Origin of the sequence: Mucilaginibacter gynuensis (genome assembly GCF_039541195.1) — a bacterium.
GTDB lineage: Bacteria > Bacteroidota > Bacteroidia > Sphingobacteriales > Sphingobacteriaceae > Mucilaginibacter > Mucilaginibacter gynuensis.
Genome location: NZ_BAABFT010000002.1, coordinates 291,990 through 309,845, shown reverse-complemented (window position 1 = coordinate 309,845; position 17,856 = coordinate 291,990). Strand labels below are relative to the sequence as shown.

General features: G+C 44.6%; 12 protein-coding genes. All 12 read left to right on the top strand.

The genetic code is table 11. From position 1 onward, the window contains the following. The first annotated feature begins 15 nt into the window (after positions 1-15). On the top strand, positions 16-3,036 hold the full coding sequence (locus tag ABD894_RS04570; RefSeq protein WP_345209810.1) for a SusC/RagA family TonB-linked outer membrane protein: 3,021 nt from the start codon (positions 16-18) through the stop codon (positions 3,034-3,036). A 29-nt stretch (positions 3,037-3,065) separates the two neighbouring features. After that, entirely contained in the window at positions 3,066-4,583 is a 1,518-nt protein-coding gene (locus ABD894_RS04565) for a RagB/SusD family nutrient uptake outer membrane protein (RefSeq protein ID WP_345209809.1), read from the top strand. A 39-nt stretch (positions 4,584-4,622) separates the two neighbouring features. Then, positions 4,623-5,483: a PKD domain-containing protein gene (locus ABD894_RS04560; protein WP_345209808.1), complete on the top strand. Its 861-nt coding sequence runs from the start codon at positions 4,623-4,625 to the stop codon at positions 5,481-5,483. A 59-nt stretch (positions 5,484-5,542) separates the two neighbouring features. Next, the gene (locus ABD894_RS04555; RefSeq protein WP_345209807.1) at positions 5,543-6,664 is read left to right on the top strand and encodes an acyltransferase family protein; all 1,122 of its coding nucleotides are present in this window, start codon (positions 5,543-5,545) and stop codon (positions 6,662-6,664) included. Between the two features lie 17 nt (positions 6,665-6,681). Next, positions 6,682-8,229, top strand: coding sequence for a DUF4832 domain-containing protein (locus ABD894_RS04550; RefSeq protein ID WP_345209806.1), 1,548 nt, complete (start codon positions 6,682-6,684; stop codon positions 8,227-8,229). 14 nt (positions 8,230-8,243) lie between these two features. Further along, positions 8,244-9,851 carry a glycoside hydrolase family 31 protein gene (locus tag ABD894_RS04545; protein ID WP_345209805.1) on the top strand — a complete coding sequence of 536 codons (1,608 nt, stop codon included), beginning with the start codon at positions 8,244-8,246 and terminating at the stop codon, positions 9,849-9,851. Positions 9,852-9,871: 20 nt separating this feature from the next. Then, complete coding sequence (locus ABD894_RS04540; RefSeq protein ID WP_345209804.1) at positions 9,872-10,996, top strand: phosphotransferase enzyme family protein; 1,125 nt, start codon at positions 9,872-9,874, stop codon at positions 10,994-10,996. A gap of 3 nt (positions 10,997-10,999) precedes the next feature. Beyond that, positions 11,000-11,665, top strand: a complete 666-nt coding sequence (locus ABD894_RS04535; RefSeq protein ID WP_345209803.1) for a carbohydrate-binding family 9-like protein — start codon at positions 11,000-11,002, stop codon at positions 11,663-11,665. 13 nt (positions 11,666-11,678) lie between these two features. Beyond that, entirely contained in the window at positions 11,679-12,962 is a 1,284-nt protein-coding gene (locus tag ABD894_RS04530; RefSeq protein WP_345209802.1) for a sugar MFS transporter, read from the top strand. 34 nt (positions 12,963-12,996) lie between these two features. After that, positions 12,997-14,346 (top strand): Gfo/Idh/MocA family protein, encoded by a 1,350-nt coding sequence (locus ABD894_RS04525; RefSeq protein ID WP_345209801.1) that lies wholly within the window; start codon positions 12,997-12,999, stop codon positions 14,344-14,346. Between the two features lie 123 nt (positions 14,347-14,469). Next, positions 14,470-16,446: a glucosamine-6-phosphate deaminase gene (gene nagB, locus ABD894_RS04520; RefSeq protein ID WP_345209800.1), complete on the top strand. Its 1,977-nt coding sequence runs from the start codon at positions 14,470-14,472 to the stop codon at positions 16,444-16,446. Positions 16,447-16,462: 16 nt separating this feature from the next. Further along, positions 16,463-17,845, top strand: a complete 1,383-nt coding sequence (gene glmM / locus ABD894_RS04515; protein ID WP_345209799.1) for a phosphoglucosamine mutase — start codon at positions 16,463-16,465, stop codon at positions 17,843-17,845. The last annotated feature ends 11 nt before the right edge of the window (positions 17,846-17,856 follow it).

Genomic DNA, 17,856 nt, shown 5'->3' with positions numbered 1-17,856 from the left:
AACTTAACTAACAATATGATTAACAAAATTTTACTTATCTGTTGTTGCTGTCTGCTGGGTTATCTAAACGGATTTGCCCAAACCACCACCACAGTTACCGGAACTGTGGTTTCCGCTGCAGACAAGCAACCCCTGCCGGGTGTAGTAGTATCGGTAAAAGGTACCCAGGGAGGTGCCGCCACCAAAGCCGATGGTAGTTTCTCTGTTAGTATTACCGGTAGTAAAGCGATACTGCAAGCTCGCTTTATAGGCTACCAAACCAAAGAGGTAGAAGTTACCGCCGATGAAAAAAATGTAACGATATCGCTTGTTGAAGATGTAACCCAATTGAATGATGTAGTGGTGGTAGGTTACAGCAGCAAAAAACAAAGCGAGCTAACCAGCGCGGTTACCGTAGTATCGGCCGATAAACTGAAAGACGTTACCGCTAACAGCGTGGGTACCATGTTGCAGGGTAAAGTTGCCGGTTTACAGGTGGTTAACAGCTCCGGCGCGCCGGGTTCAGTGGCCGAGATCAGGCTGCGCGGCGTATCATCGGTTAATGCCAATCAAAGCCCGCTTTTTGTGGTTGATGGTATTATTGGCGGTAATTACGACCCTAATGATGTAGAAAGCATCACTGTATTGAAAGATGCGGGTACAACGGCATTATACGGTTCGCAAGCCAACGCGGGCGTTATCATTGTAACTACTAAAAGCGCCAAACAAGGCGAAACCAAATTTGAGGCGAAAGTTTCAACTGGTTTCAGAACGGCTGACTTTGGTAAAATGAACCTGATGAACAGCAGCGAATTGTACGATTATCAAAAAGGTTTTTACCGCGATTATATCGTGGGCGCTACCGATAACACATACAAAATAGATTTGGTTAAATTTTATGCCGAGCGTCCGCTGTCATTAAGAGATCAGAATTATAACTGGTCGAAAGAATCGTTTAAATCGGCACCGGTATATAACTTTTATTTATCAGCCAGCGGCAAAACCGAAAAGAACGATTACTATGTAGGTGCATCGTACTATAAAGAAAAGGGCACTTTCGTTAACACCAATTTTGAGCGTGTTAACTTACGTGGTAATTCCACCTATCACTTCTCAAAAAAGCTGGATGTAACCAATAATATTAACCTAAGCGCATCGCAGGGTAAAAGCTACGATTATATGGATATGTATTACTCATTCCTGAATATGCCGTGGGATAATCCTTATGATGCTTCCGGAAATCCGGTTTATATTGATAAACCCAAAATTGATGCCGGTTATACCTGGTGGTCAAGAGATCCTATCAATCCACTTAATACCGTGCAAAATTCAGATCACACCTATAAAGGTTTCGATGTAAATTACGATTTAGGTATCAACTATCGCATTACCGACTGGTTAACTTTTGCAAGTACCAACAGGGTATCGGCATCATTTAATAAAAGTTCCAACTATGTATCGCCTATAGCAGCAGGTACATACCATGGTACCGGTTACATTGACGAATTGAATACCCTTAACTACGGTGTTATCAGTAACCAGTTGTTCAAGTTTGATTTTAAATTTGGCGACCATACCCTTAATGGTTTTGCCGGTGGCGCGTTTGAAAGCAGCCGCATTGAATATTCTGGAGGTTCGGGTAAAGGATTGCCTGAAGGTTTAAAAGTATTGAACGTTGTATCAAACAACCAAACGGTTAACGGCTACAATAATAAGTATATACTGCAATCATTATTATCGCAGGTTAACTACGGCTATAAAGGCAAGTACTTTGTTACCGGTTCGTACAGGTACGATGGTTCATCAAACTTTTCGCCAAGTAATAAATACGGTGGCTTCCCATCTATATCGGCATCATGGCTGGCCAGCAATGAGGAATTTTTGGCCAATAACAGTATCATCAGTAACCTGCGCCTAAGGGGTAGCTACGGTGTTACCGGTACGCAGGATATAGGCGCGTCGAGGTACCAGGGTTTATACTCTTTAACTACACAATATAACTCATTGGTAGGCGCGGTGCCTTACCAGTTGGAAAGCCCCAACCTAACCTGGGAAAGTAAACGCCAGATCAATGCCGGTATTGACATTGGTTTATTTAAAAGGGTAAACTTAACTGTTGACCTGTACCGTAACGATACCAAAGACCTGTTGTTGCGCGTATCACAACCGCTATCGGTTGGTTTTGAAACCAAGTGGGAAAATGCCGGTACCGTTATCAATAAAGGTATAGAGGTGGGCATTAACTCAACCAATATCAAAACCAGGGATTTTGAATGGATGACTGATTTTACCATTAACTTTAATAATAACAAACTATCAGGCTTCCCATCAGATATTATCAAGACAGGTTCATGGAGCATATCGCAGATCTACCGTAACGGTGGTAACCTGTTTGAATTTTACATGCCTAAATGGTTAGGTGTTGATGCGCAAACCGGTGCACCTGTTTGGGAAAAACTGATCTACAATAACGAAGGCAAAGCCGTTGCCAGCGAAAAAACATCAGACTATGCGCAGGCTACCAATCAGGAAGTAGGTTCGGCATTGCCTAAATACCAGGGCGGTTTTAATAACAGCTTCAGGTATAAAAACTTTAACTTAAGGGTGAGCACTTACTTTAACTACGGTAACAAGGTATTCAGTAATAACTTAAGGTTTATGATGAATGATGGACACGAGCCGGATTACAACCAGATCAGGATGCCTGATGGCGCTAAAGTATGGAGCGGCCCGGGTGATACACAGGCTACAGAGCCAAGTCCGCAAAACTCGGCCAACTCAACCGAAACATCAACCCGTTACTTAAAAGATGGCAGTTATTTCACCATCAGGAACATCGCTTTCAGTTACACCCTGCCAACAGCATGGGCTAACAAAATAAGCATGAAAGGTATAAGCGTAGGTGTAACTGCCGATAACGTGGCCACCTTCTCTAACTTCCTTGGTCAGGATCCGCAAACTACTATTACACCGGGCAGCTTTGCAACCCCGGGCGTGTCCGACTTTAAGTATCCTAACAACCGTCAGTATCTGTTAACCGTTAATTTCAACTTTTAAGCAGGCTGCAGCCTATTAATATAAAGTATATGAAAAAGAAAATATTCACCTTCATTACCCTTATGGTTGTTGCAGCAAGCAGCTGTAAAAACTTAGATGTTTCTCCAAGCGACGCCATTAGTACCAATACACTGGTTACCACTACAAGTGGTTTAACCAATGCCTTAAACGGAGCTTACGCTTTGTTAAAAGACCATATTGAATTTAACGGTACGGTTGATGCCAATAATATGTACCTGCGCCAGTTCTATCACCTGTCGGATTTTGCGAGTGATGACATTGTTTGCGGCCAGGTAACTACCGACCCATTGTTTTACAGTTTTAGCCTTGGCCATTCACCGGCGCAAGCTAACACCCGTTATTACTGGTATATATCATACAAAATTATTACCGGTGTAAATACGGTTATTGCCGCTGTTGAAAAATCGGGCAAAACAGATGCCGCCACCAATCAGTTACTCGGCGAGTGTTACTTTTTGCGCGCGTTTTGCCACTTTAACTTGGTACGCCTTTTTGGTAAGCCATACAGTGTAGATCCAAATTCGGCAGGTGTGGTTTTACGCACCAACCTTACTGATCCTGCTAAAAAAGCACGATCAACAGTGAGCGAGGTATACGCGTCGGTAATTGCCGATGCTGAAAAGGCAGCTGGTTTAATGACCGAGCCACGCGGTGTACAATATGCGTCACAAGCGGCTGCATGGGCATTATTAGCTCGTGTTAATATTTATAAAGAGAATAATGCTAAAGCTATTGAGTATGCTACCAAAGTAATTAACACAGGTAAATACACTTTAACTACCGCTGATACTTACCCGGCATTATTCGCTAACGCCACTACAGGTTCCGAGACAATTTTCTGTGTCGCTTTTACCCAGATTGACGATTACGGCAAGTTTGGTTCAATAGCATCAATGATCTATTCAGATGGTAACTCGGGCTGGGGCGAGGAATATGCATCATCATCATTACGTTCTGCTATGTCTGCGCATCCCGAGGATGTTCGATGGTCGTACATTGTACCATCAAAAGACGCGAATGGTGCGATAGTAAAAAGAAACGGTATTGAAGTTTATTACATCAGCAAGTTCTCTTTTCAGGGCGGCTTACCTAACTTAAGTTCGCCTATTATGTTCCGCCTTGCCGAAATGTATCTGATACGTGCCGAAGCCGAAGCTAAAACAGGCAACAACACGGCGGCGCTGGATGATGTGGACATGATTCGTAAGAATCGCGGACTGGAAGGCTTCCTTTACAAAAAAGTGGTACCGGCCAACACCACTGCTTTAGATGTGGTTTTGCTTGAAAAACGTATTGAGATGGCATTTGAAGGTCACCGCACTTATGATGTTTTCCGTAACAAGAAGACCTTAAATAAAGCTTATTGGGGATACCACCTGGCCGGTTTAAAAGAAACCGATGTAGATCTGTCGAAAACGCCAACTGGTTATCCTAACCTTACTGTGCCATACACCAGCCCGCGTACTATATACTATATCCCAATTGATGAAGTATTAAGCAACCCGGCTGTAACTCAAAACCCATAATTGAAACTATCACACCGTAATATTAACATACAAATTGATATGAAAAATTTAAAAGTTTACGTGTTCATGCTATCGGCAGCATGTTTGGTATTCAGCTCATGTAAAAAAGATAAAACCGCCCCGTTAACCGACCTGCTGTATGAAGTAGCGGTTGAGGGCACTACCGCCACCTTTACGGTAAAAACCGAAGGCGTAAGCAATTACAAATGGGATTTTGGCGATGGTACTACATCTACCGATGCCAGTCCTACGCATAAATACCCTGGTAAAGGTAAATATGTACCCACACTAACCGCATCTGTTAGCGGTAAAACGGTTGAGGCTTCAACCGTGCTGCGCATAGCCAAAACAACCCCGGTAAAGATCAATGATAACTCGCTGGCCGATTGGGATAATGTTAACGATAACGTTATTACCCTGGGCGCTAAAAAAGGCGTATTCAATACCGTTAAGTTTGATTATGATGGCAATTATGTTTATGCCTACATTGAAATGGCCCGCACGAAGGCCGATGACGATATCTTCGATTTTTATATCGATTCGGATAACAGCGCGGCTACAGGTTTACTGACAGGTACCTTTACCGATGGTGGTTATGATATTTTGTTAGAAGGGCAATTGTTTACTAAAACCGGCCTTGAGATATTTTACCACACAGGCGCCCAAAGCGCTTTTAGTTTCGATAAGCAAACAATTCCCGATGCTTACACTGTAGGCACCACTAAAGAAGAAGGCGGCTTATTGAAATTTGAAATGCGTATTGCCCGTGGTAAACTAAAAGGGCTTACAGGTTCGGGATTGCGTATTGCTATTCAGGCTATAAAAAATGATTGGTCGGTAACTTTGGGCAGCGCACCGGATGACGGCACAGCAAGCTTCCAGTTAGATATGAGTGAATAAGTGTATTGCTTATTCGCTTTAATATCAAAAGATTAAATGATTAATTATTTAGCCGCTATATGACTACTACTACAGCTAATCAGCCTGTTGCCGGTCGCCTTGTATCCTTAGATGTGATGCGTGGTATGATCATGATATTGCTTTGTGCCGAAAGCTGCATGCTGTTTGAAGCATTGAAACACCTGGAGCCGGTACAACCCGCGGCGTTATTGGTGGATCAGTTTTTCCACCACCCATGGCATGGTCTGCACTTTTGGGATTTGGTGCAGCCTGCCTTCATGTTTATGGCGGGCGCGGCAATGTACATATCATACAGCCGCAAGCTGGATAAAGGCATCAGCTGGCAAACAAATTTTAAGCATGTATTATGGCGCAGCCTCAAGCTGTTCATTTGCGGTACCGCGCTGCATTGTGTATACGCGGGCAAACCCGTTTGGGAACTGTGGAATGTGCTTACCCAACTGTCATTCACCAGTATAGTAGCTTATCTGATCATTAACCGTTCATACAGCTGGCAACTGGTGTTCTCAGTAGCGTTACTCATTTTAACCGAAATTTTGTACCGTACCATATTGATGCCCGGCTTTGAGCAACCTTTTACAGAAGGCCACAATTTCGGCGCCTATGTGGATACCTTGCTAATGGGCAAGATCAACAGTGACGGCTGGGTAACCATCAATTGCATACCTACTGCTGCCCATACTATATGGGGTGTGTTGGCGGGCAAGCTGCTGGTATCGGGCCATACATCGGCCTATAAAATAAAGGCGCTTGCAGTTGCGGGTGTAATTGCACTGGTAATCGGCTTTGGGTTGGATGTAACGGGTATAACACCTATCATCAAACGTATCAGTACCAGTTCGTTCGCGTTTGCTTCGGGTGGTTGGGTATTGCTGATACTGGCCGCAACCTATTGGCTGATAGACGTAAAGCAAAACCTGAAATACGTATGGATATTTACCGTAGTAGGTATGAACGCCATTTTTATTTACCTGTTTTTTGAAACCGTAGGCGTACAATGGCTGAATGGGGTAGTAGCCATTTTCACCGGCGATATGCTGATCACCTTGTTTAGCATCCCTGTAAAATTAGCGGCGCTGATATCGGCACTTTCAGTTTGGGTACTGGAGTGGGCACTGTGCTACTGGTTGTTCAAGAACAAGATATTTTTTAAACTATAACATTAGCTATTAACAACATGAATATAAAATTTACATCTGTATACCTGTTATCGGCAGTAATGCTGGCAACAAACTTTATGTCCTGTAAAGATAAGGCCGACAACCTGGTAAAGGTAGAGAAGGTAAACGTTAGCTATACCGAAAGCACCGAAGACTTTCCGAACCCGGAACGTGGCTTTTACCGCTATTCGGAAACTTACGCCAGTAACTACCAGTTGCTAAATGCCGATGAACTGAAAAGTTACCGCACCCTGCAAGCTATACCTACGGCTAATTACCAGGTATATAGTACATTGGTGTTCCGTTATTATATATTGGATAATTTGACCAACGCGGTGATAGGCGCCAGCTTTTTAAGCAACATACAAAAAGATATGGTGGCTGCCCGCACTGCCGGTGTAAAACTGGTACCGCGTTTTGTGTACACGGCTACCGCGAATGCAGGCAGTTGCCCAGAAGGTTTTATATGCGCGCCTTATGGCGATGCTTCAAAGGCGATCATATTAAGCCACATAGCGCAGTTGAAACCTATACTGCATGAAAATGCGGATGTAATTGCCTGTGTGCAGTTGGGCTTTATAGGTACTTGGGGCGAAAATTATTACAGCGATTACTTTGGCGATCCCTCTAACAATGCCTCACAAGGTAAACTACTTGACAATAACTGGCAGGACAGGATTGCCGTGCTGAAAGCCATGCTTGATGCCGTACCAGCCGACAGGATGGTGCAAGTGCGCACGCCGCAGTTTAAACAGCGTTATGTTTACGGTATCAATTCGCAGGTAAGCTCGGCCGCGTTAACCGATGGCGAAGGCTTTTCGGGGAGTGATGCTGCGCGTATAGGTTTCCATAACGATTGCTTTTTGGCCAGCTCAAATGATTTTGGTACTTACGAAGATTTGGGCAACAGCTCAACCGGCCGCAGTGCTGATGGTTCGGTTGTAAATGCCCTGCGCGAGTATGTTAAGGCCGATAGTAAATACGTGGTAGTAGGCGGCGAAACCTGTTCAGATGCTTACAGTCCGGCTAATGATTGCGAACCGGGCGGCCATGCGCAGGAAGAATTTGCTTCTATGCACTACAGCTACATTAACGCCCATTACAATACCGAGGTAAATAACGACTGGCAAACAGGCGGTTGTATGGATAACATTAAAAAGAATTTAGGTTATCGTTTTGTATTGGAGAGTGCTGTACTGCCCGATAATGTAGTTCGTGGTACATCATTAAACATCACCATCAACCTTAAAAATGTGGGTTATGCATCGCCGTATAATAAACGTACAGCTAAACTGGTATTGCGTAACACTAAAACCGGCGAAGTACAGTCGCTAACCCTGGCAACTGATGTAAGAAAATGGTATTCGGGTACGCAAAAGGTAGAGGAAAGCATCAGTATACCATCTGATTTCCCGGCAGGCGATTATGAAATGCTGCTTAACCTGCCCGACGAATATGCCAGCATAGCTACCCGTCCGGAGTATAGTATCCGTTTAGCTAACAACAATGTTTGGGAGGCTACAACAGGTTACAACAAGCTGAACCACACCATAAAAGTTAACTGATAATACTGCTGTAAATGATAAAAGTATTTAAAATAGCTTTGTTTTTCGCGCTGATGTTATGTACAACTGTACAGCTTTACGCGCAAACAACTATAGCTATTAAGAATGGTGAAAAATGGTTTGGCGGCGCGGTAAACGACGCCCACCTGATGCCGTTTGCCGATGGCTACAGCCTGAATATGTATGGCGATACCCGCGGCAACCAGGCAGCGCCCTTACTGGTATCAACCAAAGGCCGTTTTATTTGGAGCGAAGAGCCTTTCAAGTTTACGTTTCAAAAGAACAGCCTGGTGATCAGTGATGTGAAAGGCGCTTTGGTAATTGACTCGGCGGGTAAAAACCTGCGAGAGGCATTCAAGAACGCCGCGAAACGTTTCTTCCCCTCGAAAAATAAACTGCCCGATACCTTTTTATTCAGCAAGCCGCAATACAACACCTGGATTGAGCTGGTGTATAACCAGAACCAAAAGGACATTTTGAATTACGCCCATGCCATTATTGATAATGGTTTTCCGCCGGGAGTAATTATGATAGATGATAACTGGGCAGATTACTATGGCCGTTTCGATTTCCGTGCCGATAGGTTCAGCAATGCAACGGCTATGGTTGATACCCTGCATAGTTTGGGTTTTAAGGTGATGTTATGGGTTAGTCCGTTTGTATCGCCTGATACCGAAGTTTTCAGGGAACTGCTTGATAAAAAACTATTGTTGTTTGATAACGGCGGCGATACCACCAAAACCTGGGCAAAGGCCGATAAGCCAGCCATCATATCATGGTGGAATGGTTACAGCTCGGTAATGGATTTTACCAATCCGGAAGCTATTACATGGTTCCGTGGCCGGTTAGATCACATGGTGAATACCTATCACCTCGATGGTTTTAAGTTTGATGCAGGCGATGCCGATTTTTATCCGGCTACGGCATTATCCTACAAAAAGGCGACGCCTAATGAACACAGCAGGCTATGGGCAGAATTGGGCTTATTTTATCCGCTCAACGAGTACCGTGCCATGTGGAAAATGGGCGGCCAGCCATTGGTACAGCGCCTGCGCGATAAAAAACATAACTGGGAAGATCTGCAAAAGCTGATACCTCACCTTACCACCGCGGGGCTGCTGGGTTACCAGTTCACCTGTCCCGATATGATTGGCGGCGGCGAGTACGGCTCGTTCATAGGTAAAGATAAACTGGATGAGCAATTGGTGGTACGGTCGGCGCAATGCTCGGCACTAATGCCTATGATGCAATTTTCAGTAGCGCCATGGCGGGTATTATCAAAACCAAGCCTGGCGGCGGTTAAAAAAGCGGTGGAGATAAGGGCAAAGTATACACCTTACATTATGCAATTGGTAAAGGCATCTGCCGCAAGCGGCGAACCTATTGCCCGCAGTATGGAGTATGAATTTCCTAACCAGGGTTTTGCCAATGCACAGGGGCAGTTTATGCTGGGCAGTAAATACCTCGTAGCGCCAATGGTAGCTACCGGTAATACTAAAACAGTATTTCTGCCTAAAGGTACCTGGCAAAATGATTTGGGGAAGAAGGTAAAAGGCCCGGCTAAAATTGAAATAGAAGTAGCGGCCGACAGGTTGCCGGTATTTGAGTTGTTAAAAAATTAGATAATATAAAGATATATATTGTGCAAAGCGTAGCTAACATAGTGGAGGTTGTATCAAATTTTAACTGTGAGGTTGATGTTGAATCGTTAAGGGCATTTGGCTCGGGGCATATCAACGATACTTATTTTCTTAAAAACAGTACAGCTTCGGGGGAAGATTATTTATTACAGCGCATCAATCACCATATTTTTAAGGATGTTGACCAACTAACCCAAAATATGTGCAGGGTGATAGCGCACCTCAAAAACAAGGTGAAAACACAAGGCGCGGGCGATCCGGATAAGGAGGTGATGACCCTGATACCTGCCATTGACGGTAAGTATTATTACCGGGATTCAACCGGCGATTATTGGCGTTTGTGCCTGTTTTTAAAGGATACCCGCAGTTATGATGTGGTGGAAAATACCACGCAGGCATTTCAGGGTGGCGAGGCGTTTGGTAAGTTCCAGAAAATGCTGTCTGATCTTCCGTCGGGATTATTGTTCGATGTGATTCCGGATTTTCATAATATTCAAAAACGCCTTGCTGCATTAAATGAGGCCGCCGGTAGTGACCCTTTAGACAGGATGAAAAAGGTATTGCCCGAACTGGAATACATTTCTACCCACGCGCAGCAAATGCTGTACTTTCAGCAACCGCAGCAGCAACTGGCTTTACCAAAAAGGGTAACCCATAACGATACCAAGTTTAATAACGTACTGTTAGACAAGAACGATCAGGCACAATGCGTTATCGACCTGGATACGGTGATGGATGGTTACATCGCCTATGATTTTGGTGATGCCATACGTACTATCATCAATACAGCTGCCGAAGATGAGGCCGACTTGGATAAGATAAAACTAAACATGCCCTTGTTTGAGGCTTATACCAAAGGCTATTTAAAAGAGGCAGGGCAGTTTCTAACCGGCAGCGAGGTTGATTCGCTGGTGATGGGCGCCTTATTGTTGCCTTATATGCAGGCGGTGCGCTTTTTAACCGATTATATCAGCGGAGATCATTACTTTAAGGTGAAATTTGATGGTCATAATTTGCAGCGTACCAGGGCCCAGCTGCAATTGCATAAGTTACTGCACGAAAATGCCGACGCTTTGCAAACGATCATCAATAACGAAATGGCAGTTTATCAGCAAAAACAAGCCTGAACAATGACGATACCTCATTTAAATACGGATAACGTACAGGCTTACAGGCTTATCGACCATGTATCGGCTTCGCTGGATCAGTACCCCGCGCAGCAGATAATCAATTCGCCATGGGCGGCAGATGAGGCGGCAGTACAGGCATCGTTCTCTTTAGCTTATAATGACGACTATCTATTTTTAAAATACTACGTTACCGAGCAAAGCATCAGCGCCAAATACAATAAACTGAACGACCCTGTTTACAAGGATAGCTGTGTGGAGTTTTTCATCGCTTTTGATAACGATACGCGCTACTACAACCTGGAGTTTAACTGCGCTGGCAATTGCCTTGCCCAGTATGGCGAAGGCAAAACGGATAGGGTATTTATTTCGGGGGCGATATTAAAAAGTATCAATCATCAGGCGCAACTTAAAACAAATGCTTTTTCAGGGCTGGTAGATTGGCAGCTTACTTTGTGTATCCCTAAATCGGTATTTTGTTTTCATCCCGGTTTGCAGTTATCACAAACCAAAGCAAGGGTTAACGTATACAAATGCGGCGACGATTTGCCGGTGCCGCATTACCTGTGCTGGAACAATATTGAGGCCACGCAACCCAATTTTCATTTAAGCGGATTTTTTAAAGAGATCAAATTCAATCCGAAAACTACAGCCATTTCCACTTATTAATCATCAGCATTAAATGTCAGTAACCACCACTTCAAATCCTACATCAAAACTGAGCCCTATTGTGCTCATCGGTATCCTGTTCTTTATTTTTGGGTTCATTACCTGGTTAAATTCGGTACTCATTCCGTACCTGAAGCTGGCCTGCGAGTTAAATAATACCGAAGCTTATTTGGTAGCCTTTTCGTTCTACATTTCCTACTTCGTAATGGCTATTCCATCATCGTGGATACTAAATTCTACCGGGTTTAAAAAAGGTATGTCGTTAGGGCTGGGGGTTATGGCTATCGGTGCTTTAATATTTATCCCGGCCGCGCTCACGCGTACTTACACTTTGTTTTTATTAGGCTTATTTGTACAGGGCTCGGGTTTAGCGTTATTGCAAACGGCTTCAAATCCGTACATCACCATATTAGGGCCACCCGAAAGCGCTGCGAAACGGATCAGCATTATGGGGATCAGCAACAAAATAGCAGGGGCTATAGCGCCAATCATATTAGGAGCCATCACCCTTAAAGATGCCGACGGCTTAAAAGCCCGCCTTACCCAGATGGATCTTGCCACAAAACTGAACGAGCTTAATGAACTTGCTTCGAGAGTAATAGTCCCGTACATAGTTATCGTGGTAGTGTTGCTCATACTTGCGGCGCTTATTTACTATTCGGCATTGCCGGAAGTTGATACCGATAAAGAAGACAGCGTTACCGAAACAGGAGCAGGCAAAACAAGTGTATTTCAATACCCGCATTTATTATTGGGCGTACTTACCTTGTTCTTGTACGTAGGGGCCGAGGTTATAGCCGGTGATACCATTATTAACTATGGTGCATCGCAAGGCATAGCGCTAAGCGCGGCTAAATATTTTACAACGGGTACGCTGGTATGTATGCTGATGGGCTACTTCATAGGTATTACCTGTATCCCTAAGTTCATCAGCCAGGAAAACGCCATGAAGCTTTGCGCTTTGCTTGGGCTCATCCTTTCTGTACTGGCATTGGTTACCACCGGTTTTGTATCGGTAGCGATGATCGCTTTGCTGGGGCTGGCTAATTCGCTGGTATGGCCGGCCTTGTGGCCAATGGCGTTATCGGGGTTGGGCAAGTATACCAAAATAGGTTCATCATTATTAATTATGGGTATTGCGGGCGGCGCGGTATTGCCGGTAGCTTATGGTTTTCTGGCAGATAAATTCAGCCTGCACCATGCCTATATCATATTAATACCCATTTACCTTATGATAGGTTATTACGCCATTAGCGGGCATAAAGTGGGTAAACAATCATTAAACAAATCATTATAAATCACAATAAACAAACAAATTAAAATTGAATTTTATGGATCGCAGAGATTTTGTTAAAAACAGCGTGGTTGGATTAGCGGGGTTAACAATATTGCCTTCAGGAACATTATTTGCAAGGGATGCCGATAAAGTACGTTTAGGATACATTGGTGTTGGTTTACGTGGGCGTAACCACATTGGTGAAGGTTTATTACGGTCGGATGTTGAAATTGTAGCTATCTGTGATATACAGGAAAGCTCGCTTAAATATTGCCGCGAACAGTTTGTAAAGGCCAACAAAAAGCTGCCTGCCGAATACACCGGCGGACTGGATGCCTACAAAAAACTGCTGGACAGGAAAGATATTGATGCCGTGATTATCGCTACACCGTGGCAGTTTCACAAAGCACAGGCTATTGATGCCATGCGCGCGGGCAAATATGTAGGTTGCGAGGTAATTGCCGGTATTACCGTGCAGGATCACTGGGATATTTTAAAAGTATACCAGGAAACCAAAGTACCATACATGACATTGGAGAATGTTTGTTACCGTCGTGATGTTATGGCGGTGCTGAACATGGTAAGGCAAAACCTTTTTGGCGAACTGGTGCATTTAGAGGCCGGTTACCAGCATGATCTGCGCGGTATTTTCTTTAACGATGGCAAAAGCTTTAACGGCAAAGGTGCCGAGTTTGGGCCGAATACCATGGGTGAAGCACAATGGCGTACCCAATTCAACATTGACAGGAACGGCGATATCTACCCAACCCACGGTATTGGCCCTATTATGAACTATGTTGACATTAACCGCGGTAACCGCTTCACCAACCTGGTATCGTTCGCTTCAAAATCTCCGGGTTTAAATGCCTACATCAAAAAGGTATCGCCGGGTAATAAAAATGCCAATATCAAATTCAAAAACGGCGATATTGTAACCACCATGCTCAATTGCGCCAATGGCGAAACTGTAACTTTAACACATGATACCCACTTGCCACGCCCATATTCAATAGGTTTCAGGGTGCAGGGTACCGAGGGTTTATGGATGGATGTAGCCGACGCTATCTACATTGAGGATAAATCAAAGAACTACGATCAGTGGGATAAAGCCGATGTGTGGACTGAAAAATACGACCATCCGCTTTGGAAAAAATTCCAGAGTGAAGCCGAAGGTGCAGGCCATGGCGGTATGGACTGGTTTGTGTTTAACGCCTTTGTACAATCGGTTAAGCAACGCAAGCAAACCCCTATAGATATTTACGATTCGTTAACCATGAGCGTGATTACCCCGTTATCAGAAAAATCAATTGCCGATGGCAACACGCCGCAGCAATTCCCTGATTTTACTGCGGGTAAATGGAAAGAGCGTAAAAACACTTTCGCGCTTGACGATAGCGGATTTTAAGCAAGATCATTTTAACTGACAACCGGCGCTTTTTAAGCGCCGGCAAATAATTAACCCTGATACTATATTATAATAACCGGCGGCCCTGCAACATGCAGGGTTCCGCACGGTAGTGTTACTGCTGTGCGCTGTTTAAAATGTAAGCAGGCGCGGCACCAAACCAAAACATCTGATAAAATGCTAAAACTAAACTTGTTAGAAGAAACCCGCTACGAGAAGGTCCCGGTAAAAATATACCCTGATGATAGCGAGGCAAGTATTGCAATTGCACACAGGGTAGCTAAGCTGATAAAAGACAAACAGCAAAACAACCAAACGACCGTTTTAGGCCTCGCAACGGGTGTATCGCCTATAAAGGTGTACAAAGAGCTGATCCGTTTGCATAAAGAGGAAGGTTTGAGCTTCAGCAATGTGGTTACCTTCAATCTAGATGAGTATTACCCCATACAGCCCGATGCCGAACAAAGCTATGTTCGCTTTATGAAGCAAAACCTGTTTGACCATGTGGACATAGATATGGCCAACGTAAACATACCCGATGGCACATTGGCGCAGGAGGACATAGCCGATTTTTGTTTGGCCTACGAGCAAAAGATAAACAGTTATGGCGGTATCGATTTGCAGATACTGGGTATAGGCCGTACAGGCCATATCGGTTTTAACGAGCCGGGTTCGGCGCCCAATTCGGGCACGCGCCTGGTTACCCTTAACGACCTTACCCGCAGGGATGCTTCTAAAGATTTTGGCGGAAAGGATAATGTGCCTAAAAAAGCCATCACCATGGGTATCGGCACCATTTTTAAGGCCCGCGAAATTATACTGATGGCCTGGAACGAGAAGAAGGCGTCCATTATAAAAAAGGCGGTTGAAGGTGGTATATCAACAGATGTTCCTGCTACCTATCTGCAAATGTCGGCCAATACGGAGTTTGTTATTGACGAGGATGCCGCTGTTGAGCTAACCCGTTTTAACCTGCCGTGGCTGGTAAAAGATTGCCAGTGGACAGATATATTAATTAAAAAGGCGGTAATATGGTTAGCCAAAACGCTGCAAAAACCCATACTTAAACTTACTGAAAACGATTACAATACCAACGGCATGTCGCAACTGGCAACCGAGTTTGGGCCGGTGTATAATATCAATATCCGCATTTTTAATAATATACAGCATACCATTACAGGTTGGCCGGGTGGTAAATTTAATGCCGATGACAGTCAGCGCCCCGAGCGTGCCTTGCCGCAGGTGAAAAGTTCTATCGTGTTTTCACCGCATCCTGATGATGATGTAATTTCAATGGGCGGTACCTTCATTCGCCTGGCCGACCAAGGTCACGATGTGCATGTGGCCTACCAAACATCAGGTAATACCGCCGTTTGGGATGATGATGCCCTGCGCTATATTGAGTTTTCTATAGATTTTGCCAAATCAACAGGTCAGGATGTTACCTACCTGACTGATCTATACGCGTCGACCACCGCGTTTGTGAAAAGCAAGCAACCTAACCAGTCGGATACCAAAGAGTTGAAAACCATAAAGGGGCTGATCAGGAAAGGGGAGGCCGTGGCCGGAGCACGTTTATCAGGTTTAAGAGACGAAAATATCCACTTTATGGACCTGCCTTTTTACGATGGCAGCAAGGTAGAAAAGAATTACTCGTACGAGGCCGATATACAGCAAACCATGGCGCTGCTGCAAAAGGTGAAACCACACCAGATATTTGCCGCCGGCGATTTCGCGGATCCGCATGGTACGCATAAAATATGCTTTGAGATCATACTGGAAGCACTTACTCGTTTGCGTAAAACTGAAGCGTGGACTAAGGATTGCTGGCTGTGGCTGTACCGTGGCGCATGGCACGAGTTCGAGATCCACGAGATAGAAATGGCCGTGCCTCTTTCGCCGCAAGAGGTAGAGCGTAAACGTTTGGCTATCTTCAAACACCAATCGCAAAAGGATATTCCGGTTTTTCCGGGGGATGACGCGCGTGAGTTTTGGGTAAGGGCAGAAGACCGGACCCGCGAAACCGCACGATTGTACAATGAACTGGGACTTGCGGAATACGAAGCCATTGAGGCCTTTGTAAAATGGAAGTTTGACTAAAATTTAAGCAGAACAAATGACGTTAATCAAATCAATATCAGGCATCCGTGGTACAATAGGCGGTCCGGCAGGAGACGGCCTTACACCCATAGACATCGTAAAATTCACATCAGCGTATGGCAGCTGGGTAGTAAAAAGAACAGGAATAAAGAAAATAGTACTGGGCAGGGATGCCCGCATTTCGGGCACTATGGTAAATAACCTGGTGATCGGCACATTGCAAGGTTTAGGTATAGATGTGGTAGACCTGGGCTTATCCACTACACCAACGGTAGAAATAGCCGTTCCGCTGGAAAAAGCGGCAGGCGGCATTATATTAACCGCCAGCCATAACCCCAAACAATGGAACGCGCTGAAACTGCTGAACGAAAAAGGCGAGTTCATTAACGATGCTGATGGTAAGGAAGTACTGGAAATAGCCGAGAACAGCGATTTTACCTATGCCGATGTAAACAACCTGGGTAAAGTAACTAACGACGATACTTACCTTCAAAAACATATCGACCAGATATTGGCCCTGCCACTGGTAGACAAAGCAGCAGTAGCGAAAGCCAACTTTAAAATAGTGATCGACTGCGTGAATTCTACAGGCGGCATCTTTGTACCGGCACTACTGAAAGCATTGGGCGTAAATACAGTACACGAACTGTATTGCGAGCCGGATGGCGAGTTTCCTCACAATCCGGAACCATTGCCGGAAAACCTGATCGCGCTATCGCAGGAAGTAACAAAAAAACAAGCAAACCTGGGCATAGCGGTAGACCCGGATGTGGACAGGCTGTGCTTCGTATGCGAAGACGGCAGCATGTTCGGCGAAGAATATACATTAGTAGCCGTAGCAGATTATATACTGCAGCATACTAAAGGCAATACGGTATCCAACCTGTCCTCCACAAGAGCGCTAAGAGATGTCACCGAAAAAGCAGGCGGAACTTACCATGCAGCAGCAGTAGGCGAAGTAAATGTGGTGAACAAGATGAAGGAAACCAACGCGGTAATCGGCGGTGAAGGTAATGGGGGAGTAATCTACCCGGAACTTCATTACGGCAGGGACGCGCTGGCAGGTATCGCGCTATTTTTGACCCATTTGGCAAAATACAACAAACCGGTATCGGTATTGAGGAGTTCATATCCAAACTACTTCATCTCGAAAAACAAGATCACGCTGACGCCGGAGATGGATATCGACGCGTTGCTATTGAAAGTAGAAGAGAAATACAAAAGTCAGCCGCATACCACAATTGACGGATTGAAAATAGAATTTGACAAAGAATGGGTACATTTGCGGAGATCGAATACTGAACCTATCATCCGCATTTATTCGGAAAGCGAATCGGAAGCCACCGCTAATGAATTAGCAGAGAAGATTATAGCAGATATAAAAGCGATATTGAAATAATATTATTTGTA

Bases quoted from the DNA above. Each gene is read 5' to 3' on its own strand.
- ABD894_RS04570 (WP_345209810.1), top strand. From the start codon at position 16: ATGATTAACAAAATTTTACTTATCTGTTGTTGCTGTCTGCTGGGTTAT.
- ABD894_RS04560 (WP_345209808.1), top strand. From the start codon at position 4,623: ATGAAAAATTTAAAAGTTTACGTGTTCATGCTATCGGCAGCATGTTTG.
- ABD894_RS04550 (WP_345209806.1), top strand. From the start codon at position 6,682: ATGAATATAAAATTTACATCTGTATACCTGTTATCGGCAGTAATGCTG.
- ABD894_RS04530 (WP_345209802.1), top strand. From the start codon at position 11,679: ATGTCAGTAACCACCACTTCAAATCCTACATCAAAACTGAGCCCTATT.
- ABD894_RS04535 (WP_345209803.1), top strand. From the start codon at position 11,000: ATGACGATACCTCATTTAAATACGGATAACGTACAGGCTTACAGGCTT.
- ABD894_RS04555 (WP_345209807.1), top strand. From the start codon at position 5,543: ATGACTACTACTACAGCTAATCAGCCTGTTGCCGGTCGCCTTGTATCC.
- ABD894_RS04525 (WP_345209801.1), top strand. From the start codon at position 12,997: ATGGATCGCAGAGATTTTGTTAAAAACAGCGTGGTTGGATTAGCGGGG.
- glmM (WP_345209799.1), top strand. From the start codon at position 16,463: ATGACGTTAATCAAATCAATATCAGGCATCCGTGGTACAATAGGCGGT.
- ABD894_RS04565 (WP_345209809.1), top strand. From the start codon at position 3,066: ATGAAAAAGAAAATATTCACCTTCATTACCCTTATGGTTGTTGCAGCA.
- ABD894_RS04545 (WP_345209805.1), top strand. From the start codon at position 8,244: ATGATAAAAGTATTTAAAATAGCTTTGTTTTTCGCGCTGATGTTATGT.